Genomic DNA, 17,515 nt, shown 5'->3' with positions numbered 1-17,515 from the left:
GGGCGCGCGCGATTAACAGCAATGCTTGAAGCGTATCAGTGCACGTCTTTCCAGTATTCACGCTTGAGCAGGTAGGCGAACACAAAGAAGAACGCCAGGTACAGCAAGACATAAGTACCGATGCGCTGATGTTGCAGCTTAACCGGGTTAGCCGAGTAAGCCAGGAAGGTTACCAGATTCTTGACCTTCTCATCGAACTGCTCTTCGTTCAGAGCACCGGACTTCGGCACGATGGTCAACTGATCGCACGCTTCATGGGTCAGCGGCGTGCCGGTCAGCGGATCGTATTGCTTCTTGCCGTCCTCGACGATCTGCACCTGTTTGCAGCCGACGACCTGACGACCTTGCAGGCCGACCAGCACGTTAGGCATGCCGACGTTCGGGAAGACCTTGTTGTTCACGCCCCATGGACGCGCCGGATCTTCATAGAACGACTTCAGGTAACCGTAGAGCCAGTCGGTACCGCGTACTCGCGCTACCAGCGTCAGGTCCGGCGGCGCTGCGCCGAACCAGGTCTTGGCGTCGGCAGGCTGCATGCCGATGTTCATGTGGTCGCCAATCTTGGCACCGGTGAACACCAGCTTCTCCAGCATCAACTCGTGCGGGATGCCGAGGTCATCGGCGACGCGCTCGTAACGCTGGAACTTGGCACTGTGGCAACCCATGCAATAGTTGGCAAAGGTCCGCGCCCCATCCTGCAGGGCGGCTTTGTCGGAGACGTCGATATCGACACTTTCCAGTTCCGGACCATGACCTTCGGCAGCAAAAACCAGGGAAGGCAGCGCAGCAAAAATCAGAGCAAGAAATAACTTTTTCATCAGCCAGTCACCCTTTCCGGAACCGGTTTGGTCTTCTCGAGCCGGGTGTAGAACGGCATCAGAATGAAGTAGGCGAAGTACAGGAAGGTGCAGACCTGCGACAGCAACGTGCGCCCTGGTGTCGGCGCCAGAACGCCAAGAATGCCGAGAATCACGAAGGAGATGCAGAACACTACCAGCCAGATTTTGCTCAGCCAGCCCTTGTAGCGCATCGATCTCACCGGACTGCGATCCAGCCAAGGCAGCACGAACAACACCGCAATCGCCGCACCCATGGCGATAACGCCCAGGAGTTTGTCCGGCACCGCACGCAGGATTGCGTAGAACGGAGTGAAGTACCAGACCGGGGCAATGTGCTCAGGCGTCTTGAACGGGTTGGCCGGCTCGAAGTTTGGTTTTTCGAGGAAGTAGCCGCCCATTTCCGGGAAGAAGAACACAATGAAGCAGAAGATGAACAGGAACACCACGACGCCGACAATGTCCTTCACCGTGTAGTACGGGTGGAACGCGATGCCATCCAGAGGGATGCCGTTTTCGTCTTTGTGCTTCTTGATATCGACGCCATCAGGGTTGTTCGAACCGACTTCGTGCAGCGCCAGAATGTGCAACACCACCAGACCGAGAATCACGATCGGCAGCGCGACCACGTGCAAGGCGAAGAAGCGGTTCAGGGTAATTCCGGAGATCAGGTAGTCACCACGAATCCACTGGGTCAGGTCATCGCCGATCAACGGAATCGCGCCGAACAGCGAGATGATAACCTGAGCACCCCAGTAGGACATCTGGCCCCACGGCAGCAGATAGCCCATGAACGCTTCGGCCATCAGTGCCAGGTAGATCAGCATGCCGAACACCCAGACCAGCTCGCGCGGTTTCTGGTACGAGCCGTAGAGCAGACCGCGGAACATGTGCAGATAGACGACGATGAAAAACGCCGAGGCGCCGGTCGAGTGCAGCAGACGCAGGATCGAGCCGTACTCGACGTCGCGCATGATGTATTCAACGGAAGCAAAGGCCTCTTCTGCCGACGGCGTGTAACTCATCGTCAGCCAGACACCGGTGACGATCTGGTTGACCAGCACCAGCAGCGCCAGCGAGCCGAAGAAATAGAAGAAGTTGAAGTTTTTTGGTGCGTAATATTTGCTGAGATGGTCTTCCCACATTTTGGTCGCGGGAAAGCGCGCATCAACCCAATCCATGAACTTGCTCATCACGCTTTCTCCGTATCGACGCCAATGACAATCAGGTCATCGGTCTCATAGGAATGCGGGGGAACTGGCAGGTTCAAAGGCGCAGGTTGCGACTTGTAGACGCGGCCAGCCAGATCGTAGTGGGAACCGTGGCACGGGCAGAAATAGCCGCCTACCCAGTCCTTGCCCAGATCCGCAGGTGCCACTTCGGGACGGAAGGTCGGTGAGCAACCCAGGTGCGTACAGATCCCGATCAGCAGGAGAATTTCCGGCTTGATCGAGCGTACTTCAGGGTCGACATAAGTGGGTTGCGTGGAGTTTTTGGAGGTCGGATCGGAGAGCTGACCCTCGATCTTCTTGAGATTCCCCAGGATTTCCTCGGTACGGCGGACAATGAACACCGGCTGGCCGCGCCATTCAGCAATCATCTGCTGGCCTGGCTCGATTTTGCTGACATTCACTTTCACCGGTGCACCGGCAGCTTTCGCCTTGGCACTGGGAAACCATGACCCCACGAACGGGACCGCAGCCCCCACCGCTCCTGCAGCACCCACCACGGATGTGGCTGCCACCAGGAAGCGACGCCGGCCTGCATTCACGCCGTCATTGCTCATTCAGTCCTCTCCCATCAGCTTTTTTGGCCTGTTAAATCAGGCGTCTACTAAATAAATCAAATGTTACTTATAAAAATTTTGCCCGAATGGTAATGAAAACCCCCAATTCTGACAAGGTTAATTCCCCGGGGCTCAGCCCCTTAAGCCTTGGAGTATAGGGGGTCTACAGCTGTGGCAAGTTGTCACAACGCAATTCTTTGATAAATCGCAGGCATAAAAAAACGCCCGCTTCCGTGAGGAGGCGGGCGTTCTTTTTTGAACGTGGAAGCGGAATTAACGCTTCGAGTACTGCGGACGCTTACGCGCTTTACGCAGACCAACTTTCTTACGTTCAACTTCACGGGCGTCGCGGGTAACGAAGCCAGCTTTGCGCAGAGCGCTACGCAGGGTTTCGTCGTAGTCCATCAGAGCGCGAGTGATGCCGTGGCGGATTGCGCCAGCCTGACCACTTACACCACCGCCGATCACGGTGACGTAGATGTCGAACTTCTCGACAGTCTCGGTCAGCTCCAGCGGCTGACGAACTACCATGCGGGCAGTTTCGCGGCCGAAGAAGTTATCCAGCGAACGGTTGTTGATGGAGATGTTACCAGTACCCGGACGCAGGAAAACGCGTGCGGTTGCGGTCTTGCGACGGCCAGTGCCGTAATTTTGAGTCGCCGACATAATGAACTATTCCGTTAAATCTTCAGTTCTTGGGGCTGCTGAGCAGTATGAGGGTGTGCAGCGCCCGCATAGACTTTCAGCTTACGGTACATGTCGCGACCCAGTGGGTTTTTAGGCAGCATGCCTTTAACCGCGGTCTCGATCACGCGCTCAGGGGCTTTGGCGATCAGCTTTTCAAAGTTGATCGACTTGATGCCGCCCGGGAAACCGGAGTGGGAGTAGTACATTTTGTCAGTGGTTTTAGCGCCGGTAACACGGATCTGCTCGGCGTTGATGACGACGATGTAGTCGCCGGTGTCAACGTGAGGAGTGTACTCAGGCTTGTGCTTGCCACGCAGACGGCTCGCGATTTCGGTGGCCAGACGACCCAGGGTCTGACCAGCAGCGTCGACGACAAACCAGTCGCGCTTTACTGTTTCCGGTTTAGCAGTAAAAGTTTTCATTCTTTATAGCCTCAGGGGCCGCCTGTAAATAAGACGGCGGATCTTACTGAATAGTGCGTACTTTGACAAGTCAAAGGCAGCCGGATACAGACGCTTTCGGGGGCTCGGGTCGGCGCGTCCGTTCAACGGCAAGATTCTTCGGCGGCGGCGCATCACTTCCACTGCAGAAAGAGGTCGGCAATTATGCAGATTGCGAAAAATTTTTCAACCTGCTTTTATGATTGTTTTGCCCAAGGAGCACCCGATGGACTATCGCCAGCTAGGCCGTACCGACCTGAACGTGAGTGCAATCTGCCTCGGCACCATGACCTGGGGCGAGCAAAACACTGAGGCTGAAGCCTTCGCCCAGATCGAGCGGGCGAAAGAAGCGGGGATCAATTTCCTCGACACCGCCGAAATGTATCCGGTGCCGCCCAAAGCCGAAACCTACGCCACCACCGAGCGCTACATCGGCAATTACTTCAAGAGTCGCGGTGACCGCGCCGACTGGATCCTCGCCAGCAAGATCGCCGGCCCCGGCAACACCATCGACTACATCCGCGACAAGAACCTGCGCCACAACCGCCAGCATATCACCGAAGCACTGGACGGCAGCCTCAAGCGCCTGCAGACCGATTACATCGATCTGTACCAACTGCACTGGCCGGAACGCAGCACCAACTTTTTCGGACAGCTGGGCTACAAGCACAAGATCGAAGCCAACCTGACGCCGCTGGAAGACACCCTCGAAGCCCTCGACGAACAGGTGAAGGCCGGCAAGATTCGTCACATCGGTCTGTCCAACGAGACGCCGTGGGGCACCATGCGCTTTCTGGCTCTGGCCGAAGCCCGTGGCTGGCCGCGTGCAGTGTCGATCCAGAACCCGTACAACCTGCTCAACCGCAGCTTCGAAGTCGGCCTGGCCGAGATCGCCATCCGCGAACAGTGCGGCCTGCTCGCCTACTCGCCACTGGCGTTCGGCTTCCTCTCCGGCAAGTACGAAGGCGGCGCCCGTCCACCGAAAGGCCGTCTGAGCCTCTACAGCCGCTTCAGCCGCTATTTCAACCCGCAATCGGAGGCGGCGTGCAGCCGTTACGTTGCCCTGGCCCGTGAACACGGTCTGGACCCGGCACAAATGGCCCTGGCCTTCGTGACCCAGCAACCGTTCGTCACCAGCAACATCATTGGCGCGACGACGCTTGAGCAACTGGACAGCAACATTGCCAGTTTTGATCTGAAACTGTCCGATGAAGTGCTGGCCGGAATCGAGGCGATTCACAAGGATCATCCGAATCCCGCGCCGTAACTGACCGCCAAAAGCTTCGCGAGCAGGCTCGCTCCCACAGGTACGGTGATCCCCTGTGGGAGCGAGCCTGCTCGCGAAGAGGCCAGTCGGATTACCTTAACAGCGGAACGCGGAGCGTCCCCGGCGGCATTCCCACGCACAGCGTGGGAACGATCATCAAAGCGACCGCGCAATAATCTCCTTCATGATTTCATTGGTGCCGGCATAAATCCGCTGCACCCGCGCATCCGCCCACGCCCGGGCCACCGGGTATTCCCACATGAAGCCGTAGCCGCCATGCAGTTGCACGCATTCGTCGAGCACTTTGCATTGCAGGTCGGTACCCCAATATTTGGCCATCGCCGCCGTCGGCACATCGAGTTTGCCTTGCAGGTGCAGCTCCAGGCAGCGGTCAACGAAGACCCGGCCGATCTGGATCTCGGTAGCCATTTCGGCCAGTTTGAAGCGGGTGTTCTGGAAGTCGGCAATCGCCTTGCCGAACGCCTTGCGATCGCGGGTGTAATCCAGCGTCCATTGCAGCGCTGCCTCGGCCGAGGCCAGGCCGCCGATAGCCACGGTCAGACGTTCCTGCGGTAACTCCTGCATCAGATAGGCAAACCCGGCACCCGCCTGGCCGAGAAGGTTTTCCTTCGGCACGCGCACGTCCTGGAAGAACAGTTCCGAGGTGTCCTGCGCCTTCATGCCGACCTTCTCCAAGCGCTTGCCCTTCTCGAAGCCCGGTGTATTCGCCTCCACCAGAAACAGACTGGTGCCCTTGGCGCCAGCCTTGGGGTCGGTCTTGGCCACCACGATCACTAGGTCAGCCAGAAAGCCGTTGGTGATAAAGGTTTTCGAACCGTTGATCACATATTCGTCACCGTCGAGCACCGCCGTGGTTTTCACCCCTTGCAGGTCGGAACCGGCGCCAGGCTCGGTCATGGCAATCGCCGTGACCATTTCGCCCGAGACCAGTTTCGGCAGGTATTTGTGCTTCAGCGCTTCGCTGCCGTAATGCAGGATGTACGGTGCGACGATGTCCGAGTGCAGCGAGAAACCGATACCGGTCAGACCCAGACGCCCGACTTCCTCGATGACCACGGTGCTGTAGAGGAAATCCGCGCCGAGCCCGCCGTACTCTTCCGGCAGATGCGAACAGAGCATCCCCGCCTCCCCCGCCTTGTTCCACAGTGCGCGATCGATGTGCCCCTGCTTCTCCCACTGCGCGTGATACGGCACGGCCTCCTTTTCGAGGAAAGTTCGCACGCTGTCGCGGAACAATTCGTGCTCGGAGCTGAACAGGGTTCTGGGGATCATGCGGCACCTTTCTTTGTTGTTGGAGGGATACGGCTCTCAGAGACTAAGCCCGACTCCTGTTACGGGACACTGGACACATCCGACAAAAAATAAGACGATCCAGCCGTCTGGTGACCACTTTCCCTTATAAAAACAAAACAAAAGTTGAATTATGTCTAAGCACGTCTCCCCGCCCTTGCGGCGCGTCAGCATCCTGGCCATCGACCGGGTTTTCGCTTACACCCTCATGCAGGCCAAGGATTTTTTCCATGTGGCCAGCCTGCGTTACGGCAAACAACTGGGCCACGGCCTGACACCGGCGTTCGAAACTCGCCTGGTCAGCCCCGATGGCAAACCGGTAAAAAGCTTCAGCGACGTGGTCATGCCGGTCGACGGTGGCCTGGAAAACGCCGACGTGATCATCCTCCCGGCGTTCTGGGACGATTTCGACACGCTGTGCAGCCGTTACCCGCAAATCCTGCCGTGGCTGCGCGAACAGCATGCGCGCGGCGCGGTGTTATGCGGCGAAGCCACCGGAGTGTTCTGGCTCGCCGAAGCAGGGCTGCTCAACGGCAAGGAAGCGACCACTTACTGGCGCTTCTTCAATGCCTTCGCCGAGCGCTTTCCAAAGGTCTATCTGAATCAGGACAAGCACCTGACCGACGCCGACAATCTCTATTGCGCCGGCGGCACGACCTCGGCCTGCGATCTGTACATCTATCTGATCGAACGCTTCTGCGGCGCAAACGTGGCACAAGCCGTGGCCCGCGACATTCTCTACGAAGTGCAGCGCAGCTATTCGCCGGGACGTATCGGTTTCGGCGGGCAGAAGCTGCATCAGGACGTGATCATCCTGCAGATCCAGCAGTGGCTCGAAGAACATTTCGCCGACAAGTTCCGCTTCGAAGACGTCGCCCGCGAGCACGGCATGAGCATCCGCAACTTCATGCGCCGCTTCCAGACCGCCACCGGCGACAAACCGCTGCACTACTTGCAGCGCCTGCGCATCGAGACGGCCAAGGGCCTGCTTTCGGGCACGCGCAAGAGCATCAAGACCATCAGTTACGAGGTCGGTTACGACGATGCGAGCTTCTTCGCGCGACTGTTCCGCCAGCACACCGAGCTGTCGCCGAATCAGTATCGGCAGCAGTTTCAGCAGGCTGCGTAATCCGACCTGATGATCGTTCCCACGCTCTGCGTGGGAATGCCGCCACTGGACGCTCTGCGTCCGGCTCGCAAGTGACGCGGAGCGTCACGGGATGCATTCCCACGCGGAGCGTGGGAACGATCAGTTACTGCGCTTTCGCGAGCAGGCTCGCTCCCACAGGGAAAAACTTCAGCGCATAAAAAAGGCCTGCAATCGCAGGCCTTTTTCGTTGCCGAAACTCCGTTTAAGGCTTGTGCGCCCGCGACAGGAATTCGTGGGATTGCATTTCCAGCAATCGGCTCAGGGTGCGCTGGAACTCGAAGGTCAGGCGTCCGCCGGTGTAAAGATCCTTCAACTCGACTTCGGCAGAAATGATCAGTTTGACGTTGCGGTCGTAGAATTCGTCGACCATGTTGATGAAGCGCCGGGCGATGTCGTCGGTGGTGACGCTCATCTGCTCGACGCCGCTAAGCAGCACGGCGTGGAAAATCTTGCCCAGTTCGATGTAGTCGTTCTGGCTGCGCGGGCCGTCGCACAGTTCGCGGAAGTCGAACCAGGCCACGTCGTCGCAGGTGCGCAGAGCGCGGATTTCGCGGTTCTCGATGATCAGCACATCGTTTTCCACCGCTGCCGTGCACTCCGGCGTCAGTGCCTTGAAGCTCTTGCGCAGGCTTTCGTGGGCGGCTTCGTCGAGCGGATAGTGGAACAGCTCGGCTTGCTCGAGGTGACGCAGACGATAATCGACGCCGCTGTCGACGTTGACGATCTCGGTGTTCTGCTTGATCAGCGCGATGGCCGGGAGGAAGCGCGCACGTTGCAGGCCATCCTTGTACAGACCGTCCGGAACGATGTTCGACGTCGCGACGAGGGTCACGCCGTTCTTGAACAGCTCTTCCATCAGCGTGCCGAGGATCATCGCGTCGGTGATGTCGGAGACGAAGAATTCATCGAAGCAGATCACCCGCGACTCGGCCGCAAAGCGCTTGGCGATGATGGTCAGCGGGTTCTTCTCGCCGCCCAGTGTCTTCATTTCTTCGTGCACGCGCTTCATGAAGCGGTGGAAGTGCGTGCGGGTCTTTTCCTTGAACGGCAGCGCTTCGAAGAAGGTGTCGACCAGGTATGTCTTGCCTCGACCGACGCCGCCCCAGAAATACAGGCCCTTGACCGGTGCCTGATCCTTTTTGCCAAACAGCTTGCCGAGCAAGCCCGGCTTGTTCTGGTCAGCGGCGATCAAGTCGTCGTACAGACGCTGCAAGTGACGCACAGCAGTTTCCTGCGCGGCGTCATGGAAGAAATCCGGGCGTTTCAGATCAGCTTGATATCGTTCTAGGGGCGTCATAATTCGTTAGCAAGGCAACAAAAACGGGCCGTCACTGTAGCGACGGCCTGTGGGAATGGCAATCGGCCCTTGGTCGGGTCGTGCCGCCGATCAGTCTTGAGCTGGAGTCAGTGCGACGCGCAACGCCTCGATGGCGGCGTCCCGCGCACCGATGTCGGCAAACGCCGGGCTGTCGCCCACGCACTCACCGGCCAGCCAGACGCTGAAGCTCAATTCTTCAGTACGCACGTCCAGCGGCTCGCCGGACTGCAACTGTTTGGTCACCTGGCCGGCAGTCTTGCCGTCGGCGAAGTTGCGCGACAGCAGCAATTGCTCGCCATCGGCCGCCAGCAGACGGAAACGGAAGCTGCCGTCGTCCTCGCGGAAGCTGACGAAACGTGCGGTTTTCGCAGCTTTCTTTTTGGTGGTCGCGGCGACCTGAACCTGATTGACAAAAGAACGCAGGCCAACGGCTTCGCGCAATTCATTGAGGAACGGTGTGGCCACCGCGCGGGCTTTCTTCGCACCAATCTGCAGAATGTCTTCCAGATCCGCAGGACGCTCGATCAACTGGTGATACTTCTCGCGCGCCTCGCCCAGTTCGTTGTCGAGCAACCGGAACAGGCGATTCTTCGCTTCACCCCAGCCCAGACCACCGAGTAGCTCGCTGCGGAACTCGTCAGCCTGCGCCGGAGTGGCGAAGGCCTGGAACAGAGTGAACAGGTGCGAGTTATCGGGATCTTTCGCTTCGCCCGGGGCCTTGGAGTCGGTGACGATCCGCGAGATCGCGTCCTTCATTTCCTTGGCGCTGGAGAACAGCGGAATGGTGTTGTCGTAGCTCTTCGACATCTTGCGACCGTCGAGGCCCGGCAAGGTGGCCACGCTTTCTTCGATCAGCGCTTCAGGCATGGTGAAGAATTCTTTGCCCTGGCCGAACAGATGGTTGAAACGCTGGCCGATATCGCGAGCCATTTCCACGTGCTGAATCTGATCGCGACCGACCGGCACCTTGTGCGCGTTGAACATCAGGATGTCCGCCGCCATCAGCACCGGGTAGCTGTAGAGGCCCATGGTGATACCGGCGTCCGGGTCTTCACCCGTCTCAACGTTCTTGTCCACCGAGGCCTTGTAGGCGTGCGCGCGGTTGAGCAGGCCCTTGGCGGCAACGCAGGTCAGCAGCCAGGTCAGCTCGGGTATTTCCGGGATGTCGGACTGGCGGTAGAAGGTCACGCGGTCAACATCGAGGCCGCCGGCCAGCCAGGTCGCGGCGATTTCCAGACGCGAGCGCTGGATGCGCAGCGGGTCATCGCATTTGATCAGAGCGTGGTAGTCAGCCAGGAAGTAGAACGAATCGGCGTTGCTGTCGCGGCTGGCGAGGATTGCCGGGCGGATCGCACCGGCGTAGTTGCCCAGGTGCGGCGTGCCGGTGGTGGTGATGCCGGTGAGGATACGGGTACGAGTCGTCATGGGTAATCGCTTGTCAGACTGCAATCAATTCGAGAGACGCGGCAGGATCAGATCCTTGAGATCGGTCAGCTTGCCGTGAAAAAAGTGTCCGCATTCTGCCACTTTCAGCAGCTCATGGGGGCGCTGGAGTTGTGCCGACCACTGGTAGACCAGTTGCGGATCAATGACTTCATCGGTTTCCGGCTGGATCACGGTCAACTCGCCGTGTTGTGGCAGTTGATCCTGCTCGCCCAGACGCATCACCGCCGGGGCAACCATGAACAGGTGTGCAAGCTGGACGCCTTGGGCTTCGAGACGGCCGCCGAGACTTGCTGCAACAAATCCGCCGAAGGAGAAACCGAACAGGGTCAGCGGCAGATCCGGGTGTTTTTCCCGCAGCCATGTAGCGGCGGCTTGGGCGTCGTCGACTTCACCGGTGCCCATGTCGTGCGTGCCCTGGCTGGCGCCGACGCCGCGATAGTTGAAACGCAAGGTGATCAGGCCTGCGTCGCGCGCGGTGCGCTGCAGGGTCGAGACGACCTTGTTGAGCATGGTGCCGCCCTGCACCGGGTTCGGATGGCAGATCAGCGCGATGCCGCGTGGCTGCTCGTTATCCAGATACAAAGCCTCAATTTGGCCGACAGGGCCGTCAATCACTACAGGGGTTTCACGCATCAGCAAGGGAGGAACTCCGTGACCTCGAATCGGGTCGACTCGTCTAGCAAATTGTCTGTGCCAATCTATTGCGAGTGAATCGCGGTATACAGCGCAGGTTCGAGCCGTTAACGTAAAGCAAAGCCGTTTATAGAGGAAGGACTCGTGGAACACTCGCTCTTAGTTTGGTTGTTACCGACTCTTGCCCTGGTTGTGGGTGTCGCCATTGGATTCCTGATCGCGCGCGTTGCGCCGAACGCCGCACCGAGCCGCACGCAGCGTCAACTGGATGATATCCAGGAGCGCTTCGACAGTTATCAAAACGAGGTGGTCACCCACTTCAACAGCACCGCGATGCTGGTCAAGAAGCTGACCCAGAGCTATCAGGAAGTGCAGGACCACCTCGCCGAGGGCGCCAATCGTCTGGCCCTGGACGAGCAGACCCGCCAGCGCCTGATCGCCGCCCTGCACGCCGACGCAGCGCAGGCACCACGTGAACGCCTGACGCCACCGCGCGATCAGGAACCACCGCGTGACTATGCACCGAAATCGCCAAATTCCCCTGGCATGCTTGATGAGCATTATGGTTTGAAGAAGTAATCGGGTTTCGCGCCCAACAAAAAGCCCCCGGACAGTGATGTGTCCGGGGGCTTTTTTGTATCTGCAATCTTCGCTGCGCTTGCCGGCCTCTTCGCGAGCAGGCTCGCTCCCACAGGGGGAATGCATTTCAAATGTGGGAACGAGCCTGCTCCCGTAAGGGGTCGCACCGATGACACAAAAAAATGCCCGATCACAGGACCGGGCATTTCTTCATCCAGGCAATCGCTTATGGATACTGCTGCACCGTACCCGGCTGTTGCTGCTGACCACCATACTGCTGGCCCGGAATCGCCTTCAGGTTGACTTCGACCCGGCGGTTCTGCGCGCGGCCGTTGACGTCACCGTTACTGGCAATTGGGTTATCCGGGCCGGCGCCACGGGCTGACAGGTTGGCACCGCTGACGCCTTGCGAGGTCAGGTAGGTCGCGACGCTCTGCGCACGACGCTGGGACAGGTCCATGTTGTGCTGGCGGCTGCCGGTGCTGTCGGTGTAGCCGACGATTTCGATCTGGTTCTGGCTGAACTCTTTCAACGAGTTGGCCAGGTTGTTCAGAGGCTGGTAGAAGCTCGGTGCGATGTTCGCCGAATCGGTGGCGAAGGTGATGTTGCCCGGCATGATCAGCTTGATCTGATCGCCCTGACGCTGCACTTCAACGCCAGTGTTGGCCATGCTCGCGCGCAGTTTCTTTTCCTGCTGGTCGGCGTAGTAGCCGTAGCCTGCCGCGGAAGCACCGACCACGGCAGCGCCGATCAAGGCGCCCTTGCCACGGTTGTCGTGGCCGATGGCGGCACCGGCGAGTGCACCGGCCAGCGCACCGAGGCCACCGTATTTGGCGGTTTTGCTCATGCCTTGCGAGCCACCGTCGGCCTGACCCTGATTGTCATACGGATTGGGCGAGGCGCAGCCGGACAGCACGGCCACGGCAGTAGCGACAATAATCAAACGACGCGTGGTGAACATGGAGAGCTCCTGGTTTTTTGCATTCTGTGGTGCAGCGGCCACTGATCAATCAATGGACCTGCGCGGGCGTTGGATCATGACAATGCGCAAAAATTCCGCCGCACACCCGTGACAAAAAATTCAGGCACGCACAAACGGGTTCTCGCGCATCTCATCACCCAGACGCGTATCCGGACCGTGCCCGGTAACCACCGTCGCGTCCTCGTCCAGCGTATACAGCCGCTGCTTGATCGAACGCACGATGGTCGCCTGATCGCCACCCCACAAATCCGTGCGCCCTACACCGCGACGAAACAGCGTGTCGCCGGCTATCAACAGCTTAGCCTCGGAAAACCAAAAGCTCATGGAACCGGGTGTATGTCCCGGCGTGTGCAGTGCCACGCCGCAACCGCAGGCCAGTTCTTCGTCATCGCTCAACCAGCGATCCGGCGACGGCACCGGGGTGTAAGGCACGCCGAACATCTGGCATTGCATCTCGAGGTTGTCCCAGAGGAACTGGTCGTCCTTGTGCAGATGCAGGGTCGCGCCGGTTTTTTCTTTCATCTGCCCGGACGCGAGGAAGTGATCGAGATGGGCGTGGGTGTGGATGATGCTGACGACCTTCAGGCCATGCGCATCGAGGCGCGCCATGATCAGGTCAGGGTTGCCACCCGGGTCGACGACGATGGCTTTTTTGGTGATTGGGTCGCCGATGATGGTGCAGTTGCACTGCAATGGGCCGACGGGGAAGGTTTCGCGGATAAGCGCAGGGCTGGGCGTGGTCATGGAAAAATCCTGGACAGGGTCAACGCCGTTGGCAACGGCCGATGGCGAATTTTACCGTCGCTAGAGCAATAACCCCAATGCCTTCGCCCGCGCCACGGCCTGCGTACGCCGCTCAACCCCGAGCTTGCTGTTGATATGGCTGGCGTGGGTTTTCACGGTGTGCAGGGAAATGAACAACTGCTCGCTGATTTCCTGATTGGAACAGCCCTGAGCGATCAGACGCAGCACCGCCAGTTCACGGCTGCTGAGTTGTTCGGTAGCGGAGCTTTCCACGGTCGGGCGCGGCGCGGCTGTTGGGAAATGTGTGAGCAATTGCTGGCTGACGGCGTTGCAGGAAAGCGCCTGCAATTGCCCGCGCATCCAGTCGGCATGAATTTTCAGCAGCGCATCGAAGGGCTGGAAGACGCCGCCGGCCGCTGCTTCCAGGGCCTGACTCAACACTTTGCGCGCCTCGGGCTCGCGCCCACCGGACAGCAACAGCGCTACCTTCTGCGTCAACGCCATCACGCTTAGCAACTGCCGCCCGGTCTGCTGGCCGTTTTCATGCAACACGTTCAAGCGCCCTTCGGCAAGCATCGGTTGCCCCTGAATCACATCGAGCAGCGCCTGTTGCAGCTCCACATGCAGCGGCAGCTGTGGATGAAACTCCGGCGGTGCCGCAGCGTTTTCGCCGGTGTAGGTCTGGCCCAATCGTGCAAGCCACGCCTCGGCAAGATCGATGCGGCCCTGGGCCAACCACAGCTCGCATTTGACCAGGGTGATCATCGCTAGGTAGTAGATCGGCGGTACGTCCCAGATGTGCATCAGGCGTTCGGCCTCGGCGAGTTCGGCGAAGGCCTTGGCGAACTCGCCGCTGGCGCCGTCGAGGCGGGCAATCACGCAGTGGCCGATCAGCACGCTGATGTCGCGACAGGCGCGCGCCTCGCCAATGCCGGCCAGCAGACGCACACGTGCGGCTTGCGGCTGCAAACGCATCGCCAGCAGGAAACCTTCATACAACGTCAGCCGCGCGCGCACGGCGTACAGTCGTTGCGGCGACAGACCGCGCAAGCGTTCCAGGCCCTGATGCACTTCATCCAGCGCGCGCAGAATCTCGCCCCGCGATTGCAGAACCCGCGCCCTGTCGTAATGCGCCAGTGCTTCGAATAATGGATTGCCGACCCGCTGTGCCAGCTCGAGGGATTCGCGGTTCAGGCCACGGGCGCGCCACAGATCGCCGTCGGCGATCGCCAGATTGGACAAGGTCGACAGGCACATCAGGCGCTGGCCGTAACGCTTGGCCGGCAGGCTCTCCAGCGCTTCGCTGCAATAACGCAGGGCCAGTTCGCGATGGCCGCGTCCGCGAGCGATGATCCCGCTCAGCGCCAGCCATTGCGCCAGCATGGATTTCTGCGCCGTGGCCGAAGGCGCCGGCAGGAAACGGCTCAAATGGCTGGCCAGCTCTTCAGCGGCGTCGAGCTGACAGGCCAGCCCCAGCGCCCAGCTGTAGAGCACGATCAGGCGTGGCGTGCTGATCAGCAGACTGTCGGGCAAGTCCATTTTCCAGCGCAGCAGCATGCCGACGTTCTGCTCGGCGAGCAGCTGTTCTTCGGAAAGGTTCTGTACCAGATTTGCCGCGACATCGAGATGCCCGGCACGCAACGCCTGCTCCACCGCTTCGTCGAGCAAGCCCTGTGCGTTGAACCAGCGGCAGGCGCGCAAATGCAGGGTGGCGTTGGGCACCATCGCCTGGGCGATCGGCCGGCTGCGCAACAAGTCAGAAAACAAATGGTGATAGCGATACCAGTGACCGTGCTCGTCCAGCGGCACCAGAAACACTTGGTGAGCGAGGAGAAAGCGCAGGATCTCGGCGCTGTCGTGGGCTTCGCGGACCGCATCGCACAGCTCGCTGCAAAAACGTTCCTGCGGAGCGGTTTCGTAGAGAAACGATTGCACTTCGGCCGGCAAGCAATCGATGACTTCTTCGAGCAGATAGTCGCGAATCAGCCCTTCGCCGCCGTTCAGCGCTTGCGGCAGCGCGGCATCGTTGCCCGCCTCGGCCACCGCCAGCAGCCAGAAGCGCAGGCCGGCGACCCAGCCTTCGCTGCGCTGGATCAGGCTTTCAAGTGCTTCGCCGCGCAGTGAGCTGCTGTGGCGATCGAGCAAGGTCAGGGCTTCGTCGTGGGTCAGGCGCAAATCCTGTTCGTGCAGCTCGAGCAACTGCCGCGACAGGCGTAGACGCGCCAGATGCCAGTCCGGGCGCTGACGGCTGGTGACCATCACCAGCAAGCCATCGGGCAGATGATTGAGGAAAAATTGCAGGCAACGATCCAGCACCGGCCCTTGGGCGAGGTGGTAGTCGTCGAGCACCAGCAGCAGCGGTGCAGCAGGATCGAGATGCAGCGCCAGCTCATCGAGCAGACCGTCGAGCCACTCTTCGAACGCAAACGGCTGATGGCGCTGACGCATTTTCAACAGACCGAGAGCGCCAGCGCCCAAGGCCGGAAAATAGTCCTGCAGACCTTCGAGCAAGCGCTCGAGAAAACGCCCGGGATCACTGTCTCGTGGGCTCAAGCCCAGCCAGAGACTTTGCCAATGCGCCGGCAGGCTTTGACAGAACTCCACCGCCAGCGAGCTTTTGCCGAACCCGGCCGGGGCGCTGACCAGCAGCAACCGACCTCCGAGCCCGGCCTGCAGACGCTGGCAAAGGCGCGGCCGCAAGACATAGCCATCAGGCAGCGGCGGGCGGAAAAAACGCCCGTCCAGTGCTGCGACGGTGATGCTTGCGGGACCCGGAAGTGGGGACAGATCAGTCATGGCCGGCTCTTGTTCGAAGGCGATTGGCGGCGTTGCAGATGTCCGCAGCCTAGCCTTAAACGAAGAGGTAATGAAGGTCACTGCTACAAATGGCTACAAAAAGGCTACTGACACAAAAACGCCCCGAACCGGTCGGGGCGTTTTCACGAGGATGCGGCCTCGGGTTTACGCAGGTTTAGCGAACACCATCCTGACGCAGAGCGGCCGGGGTGAAGTCGCTGGTGGTGGCGGTGAAGCCGAAGTCATACGCCTGCTTCTCTTCGTTCTTCATGCCCAGTGCCAGATAACGGCCGGACTGCAGGTCGTAGAGGGTTTCGAGGGCGTACCACGGCACTTGCTTGTCGTAGTAGTTCTCGGCATGTGCCTCGGCTACACGCCACAGTTGGCCACGACCGTCATAGTGGTCGATGACCGCTGCCTGCCAGGTGTCCTCGTCGATGTAGAAGTCACGCTTGGCGTAGATGTGGCGCTGGCCTTCCTTCAGGGTCGCGACCACGTGCCAGACGCGGCGCAGCTCATAGCGTGCCAGGTCCTGATTGATGTGGCCGGCCTTGATGATGTCCGAGTACTTCAGTTTCGGATCGTCGAGCTTGTAGCTGTCGGAGGCGATGTACATCTCTTTCTTGCCTTCGAGCTTCCAGTCGTAACGATCCGGCGCACCGTTGTACATGTCGAGGTTGTCGGAAGTACGCAGGCCGTCGGCGGCGGTACCCGGGCCGTCGTACGACACTTGTGGTGCACGGCGCACACGACGCTGACCGGCGTTGTAGACCCACGCCGAACGCGGCTCCTTGACCTGATCGAGCGTCTCGTGCACCAGCAGTACGCCACCGGCCAGACGCGCCGGCGCGGTTACTTTCTGCTTGAAGTAGAACAGGATGTTGCCCGGGTTCGCCGGATCGTAGTCCTTCATCTTGTCGCGGAATACGAACTGATCCTGGAAGTACACCAGGCTGTACGAGCCGTTCGGTTGCGGCGTGGCCTGGGTCACCAGACGGGTCACGCTGCCGCCGCGATAGCGGGTGATGTGGTTCCAGATCACTTCCACGCCGGTTTTCGGGATCGGGAACGGCACGGCGGTATCGAAGTTTTCCAGACCGTTGCCGCCGGACACCAGGTTGGTGCTGGTGGCGTTCTTCTTGATCGCGGCGAACACGTCATCCGGCACGGTGGCGCCGCGATGGGACGGGTAGACCGGCATCTTGAAGGTTTCCGGGTAGCGCTTGAACATCGCGTACTGGCCCGGGGCAAGCTTGTCCTTGTACTTGTCGACATCCTTGGCAGTGATGGTGAACAGCGGCTGCTCACTGGCGTAAGGGTTGGACAGGAAGCCTTTGCTGTCGACGCTGCCGGCATTTTTCGGCAGCGGTTTCCAGGCCGGGATCGAACCGTCGGCATTACCGGCCATTTCCGCGCCCATCGGCGTCAGGCTCTTGCCCAGTTTGTCCGCTTCGGCAGCAGGCACCGCCGCCATGACACTGGTCGCCAGCAGCGACAGGCCCAGAACACCGGCGTGGAACAGACTCTTTGTTATTTTCAT

The 17,515-nt window shown here is 59.8% G+C and carries 16 protein-coding genes; 3 read left to right on the top strand and 13 right to left on the bottom strand.

The genetic code is table 11. From position 1 onward, the window contains the following. Positions 1–35: 35 nt before the first annotated feature. From D8U82_RS11420 to rplM, 5 genes are all read right to left on the bottom strand, one after another. On the bottom strand, positions 36–818 hold the full coding sequence (locus tag D8U82_RS11420) for a cytochrome c1 (protein WP_024014251.1): 783 nt from the start codon (positions 816–818) through the stop codon (positions 36–38). Then, positions 818–2,029, bottom strand: a complete 1,212-nt coding sequence (locus D8U82_RS11415; protein WP_024014252.1) for a cytochrome bc complex cytochrome b subunit — start codon at positions 2,027–2,029, stop codon at positions 818–820. Before D8U82_RS11415 ends, D8U82_RS11420 begins: the two co-directional genes overlap by 1 nt. Beyond that, positions 2,029–2,622: a ubiquinol-cytochrome c reductase iron-sulfur subunit gene (petA, locus tag D8U82_RS11410; protein ID WP_007917031.1), complete on the bottom strand. Its 594-nt coding sequence runs from the start codon at positions 2,620–2,622 to the stop codon at positions 2,029–2,031. The genes D8U82_RS11415 and petA overlap by 1 nt, the downstream gene beginning before the upstream one ends. A gap of 273 nt (positions 2,623–2,895) precedes the next feature. Then, a complete protein-coding gene (rpsI, locus tag D8U82_RS11405) occupies positions 2,896–3,288 on the bottom strand; it encodes a 30S ribosomal protein S9 (protein WP_003228056.1) in 393 nt (130 codons plus the stop codon). A gap of 14 nt (positions 3,289–3,302) precedes the next feature. After that, a complete protein-coding gene (gene rplM, locus D8U82_RS11400) occupies positions 3,303–3,731 on the bottom strand; it encodes a 50S ribosomal protein L13 (RefSeq protein WP_003228062.1) in 429 nt (142 codons plus the stop codon). Between the two features lie 244 nt (positions 3,732–3,975). Here rplM and D8U82_RS11395 point away from each other — a divergent pair, with 244 nt between their 5' ends. Continuing rightward, positions 3,976–5,016, top strand: a complete 1,041-nt coding sequence (locus D8U82_RS11395; RefSeq protein ID WP_039761359.1) for an NADP(H)-dependent aldo-keto reductase — start codon at positions 3,976–3,978, stop codon at positions 5,014–5,016. A 156-nt stretch (positions 5,017–5,172) separates the two neighbouring features. Here the strand turns inward: D8U82_RS11395 and D8U82_RS11390 are convergent, their stop codons facing one another. Next, the gene (locus D8U82_RS11390) at positions 5,173–6,309 is read right to left on the bottom strand and encodes an acyl-CoA dehydrogenase family protein (RefSeq protein ID WP_024014254.1); all 1,137 of its coding nucleotides are present in this window, start codon (positions 6,307–6,309) and stop codon (positions 5,173–5,175) included. 250 nt (positions 6,310–6,559) lie between these two features. On the opposite strand from D8U82_RS11390, the gene D8U82_RS11385 reads away from it, so the two are divergent. Next, positions 6,560–7,456 carry a GlxA family transcriptional regulator gene (locus D8U82_RS11385; protein WP_162999820.1) on the top strand — a complete coding sequence of 299 codons (897 nt, stop codon included), beginning with the start codon at positions 6,560–6,562 and terminating at the stop codon, positions 7,454–7,456. A gap of 223 nt (positions 7,457–7,679) precedes the next feature. Here D8U82_RS11385 and zapE read toward each other — a convergent pair whose 3' ends face one another. The 3 genes from zapE to D8U82_RS11370 all read right to left on the bottom strand — a co-directional run bounded on the left by zapE (position 7,680) and on the right by D8U82_RS11370 (position 10,874). Next, the gene (gene zapE / locus D8U82_RS11380) at positions 7,680–8,774 is read right to left on the bottom strand and encodes a cell division protein ZapE (RefSeq protein ID WP_016773254.1); all 1,095 of its coding nucleotides are present in this window, start codon (positions 8,772–8,774) and stop codon (positions 7,680–7,682) included. Positions 8,775–8,864: 90 nt separating this feature from the next. Next, the gene (locus D8U82_RS11375; protein ID WP_130902220.1) at positions 8,865–10,220 is read right to left on the bottom strand and encodes a tryptophan--tRNA ligase; all 1,356 of its coding nucleotides are present in this window, start codon (positions 10,218–10,220) and stop codon (positions 8,865–8,867) included. 24 nt (positions 10,221–10,244) lie between these two features. Further along, on the bottom strand, positions 10,245–10,874 hold the full coding sequence (locus D8U82_RS11370) for an alpha/beta fold hydrolase (protein WP_130902247.1): 630 nt from the start codon (positions 10,872–10,874) through the stop codon (positions 10,245–10,247). Positions 10,875–11,018: 144 nt separating this feature from the next. Here D8U82_RS11370 and D8U82_RS11365 point away from each other — a divergent pair, with 144 nt between their 5' ends. After that, complete coding sequence (locus D8U82_RS11365) at positions 11,019–11,453, top strand: DUF1043 family protein (RefSeq protein WP_016773251.1); 435 nt, start codon at positions 11,019–11,021, stop codon at positions 11,451–11,453. Between the two features lie 226 nt (positions 11,454–11,679). Here D8U82_RS11365 and D8U82_RS11360 read toward each other — a convergent pair whose 3' ends face one another. The 4 genes from D8U82_RS11360 to D8U82_RS11345 all read right to left on the bottom strand — a co-directional run bounded on the left by D8U82_RS11360 (position 11,680) and on the right by D8U82_RS11345 (position 17,515). After that, positions 11,680–12,414, bottom strand: a complete 735-nt coding sequence (locus tag D8U82_RS11360; protein WP_076564082.1) for an OmpA family protein — start codon at positions 12,412–12,414, stop codon at positions 11,680–11,682. 120 nt (positions 12,415–12,534) lie between these two features. Continuing rightward, positions 12,535–13,179, bottom strand: a complete 645-nt coding sequence (locus D8U82_RS11355; RefSeq protein WP_016773249.1) for an MBL fold metallo-hydrolase — start codon at positions 13,177–13,179, stop codon at positions 12,535–12,537. A gap of 60 nt (positions 13,180–13,239) precedes the next feature. Beyond that, entirely contained in the window at positions 13,240–15,975 is a 2,736-nt protein-coding gene (locus D8U82_RS11350; protein WP_130902219.1) for a LuxR C-terminal-related transcriptional regulator, read from the bottom strand. Between the two features lie 175 nt (positions 15,976–16,150). Next, positions 16,151–17,515, bottom strand: coding sequence for a DUF1329 domain-containing protein (locus D8U82_RS11345; RefSeq protein WP_024014265.1), 1,365 nt, complete (start codon positions 17,513–17,515; stop codon positions 16,151–16,153).

Source organism: Pseudomonas sp. Sample_23, from assembly GCF_004307595.1.
Lineage (GTDB): Bacteria > Pseudomonadota > Gammaproteobacteria > Pseudomonadales > Pseudomonadaceae > Aquipseudomonas > Aquipseudomonas atacamensis.
The sequence above is the reverse complement of the archived record's forward strand: the minus strand, read 5'-3'. Positions and strand labels throughout refer to the sequence as shown.

Excerpts from the sequence above, each read along its gene's own strand:
- petA (WP_007917031.1), bottom strand. The coding sequence starts at position 2,622 with ATGAGCAATGACGGCGTGAATGCAGGCCGGCGTCGCTTCCTGGTGGCA.
- zapE (WP_016773254.1), bottom strand. The coding sequence starts at position 8,774 with ATGACGCCCCTAGAACGATATCAAGCTGATCTGAAACGCCCGGATTTC.
- D8U82_RS11370 (WP_130902247.1), bottom strand. The coding sequence starts at position 10,874 with ATGCGTGAAACCCCTGTAGTGATTGACGGCCCTGTCGGCCAAATTGAG.
- rpsI (WP_003228056.1), bottom strand. The coding sequence starts at position 3,288 with ATGTCGGCGACTCAAAATTACGGCACTGGCCGTCGCAAGACCGCAACC.
- D8U82_RS11345 (WP_024014265.1), bottom strand. The coding sequence starts at position 17,515 with ATGAAAATAACAAAGAGTCTGTTCCACGCCGGTGTTCTGGGCCTGTCG.
- D8U82_RS11390 (WP_024014254.1), bottom strand. The coding sequence starts at position 6,309 with ATGATCCCCAGAACCCTGTTCAGCTCCGAGCACGAATTGTTCCGCGAC.
- D8U82_RS11420 (WP_024014251.1), bottom strand. The coding sequence starts at position 818 with ATGAAAAAGTTATTTCTTGCTCTGATTTTTGCTGCGCTGCCTTCCCTG.
- rplM (WP_003228062.1), bottom strand. The coding sequence starts at position 3,731 with ATGAAAACTTTTACTGCTAAACCGGAAACAGTAAAGCGCGACTGGTTT.
- D8U82_RS11395 (WP_039761359.1), top strand. The coding sequence starts at position 3,976 with ATGGACTATCGCCAGCTAGGCCGTACCGACCTGAACGTGAGTGCAATC.
- D8U82_RS11415 (WP_024014252.1), bottom strand. The coding sequence starts at position 2,029 with ATGAGCAAGTTCATGGATTGGGTTGATGCGCGCTTTCCCGCGACCAAA.
- D8U82_RS11350 (WP_130902219.1), bottom strand. The coding sequence starts at position 15,975 with ATGACTGATCTGTCCCCACTTCCGGGTCCCGCAAGCATCACCGTCGCA.
- D8U82_RS11360 (WP_076564082.1), bottom strand. The coding sequence starts at position 12,414 with ATGTTCACCACGCGTCGTTTGATTATTGTCGCTACTGCCGTGGCCGTG.
- D8U82_RS11355 (WP_016773249.1), bottom strand. The coding sequence starts at position 13,179 with ATGACCACGCCCAGCCCTGCGCTTATCCGCGAAACCTTCCCCGTCGGC.
- D8U82_RS11375 (WP_130902220.1), bottom strand. The coding sequence starts at position 10,220 with ATGACGACTCGTACCCGTATCCTCACCGGCATCACCACCACCGGCACG.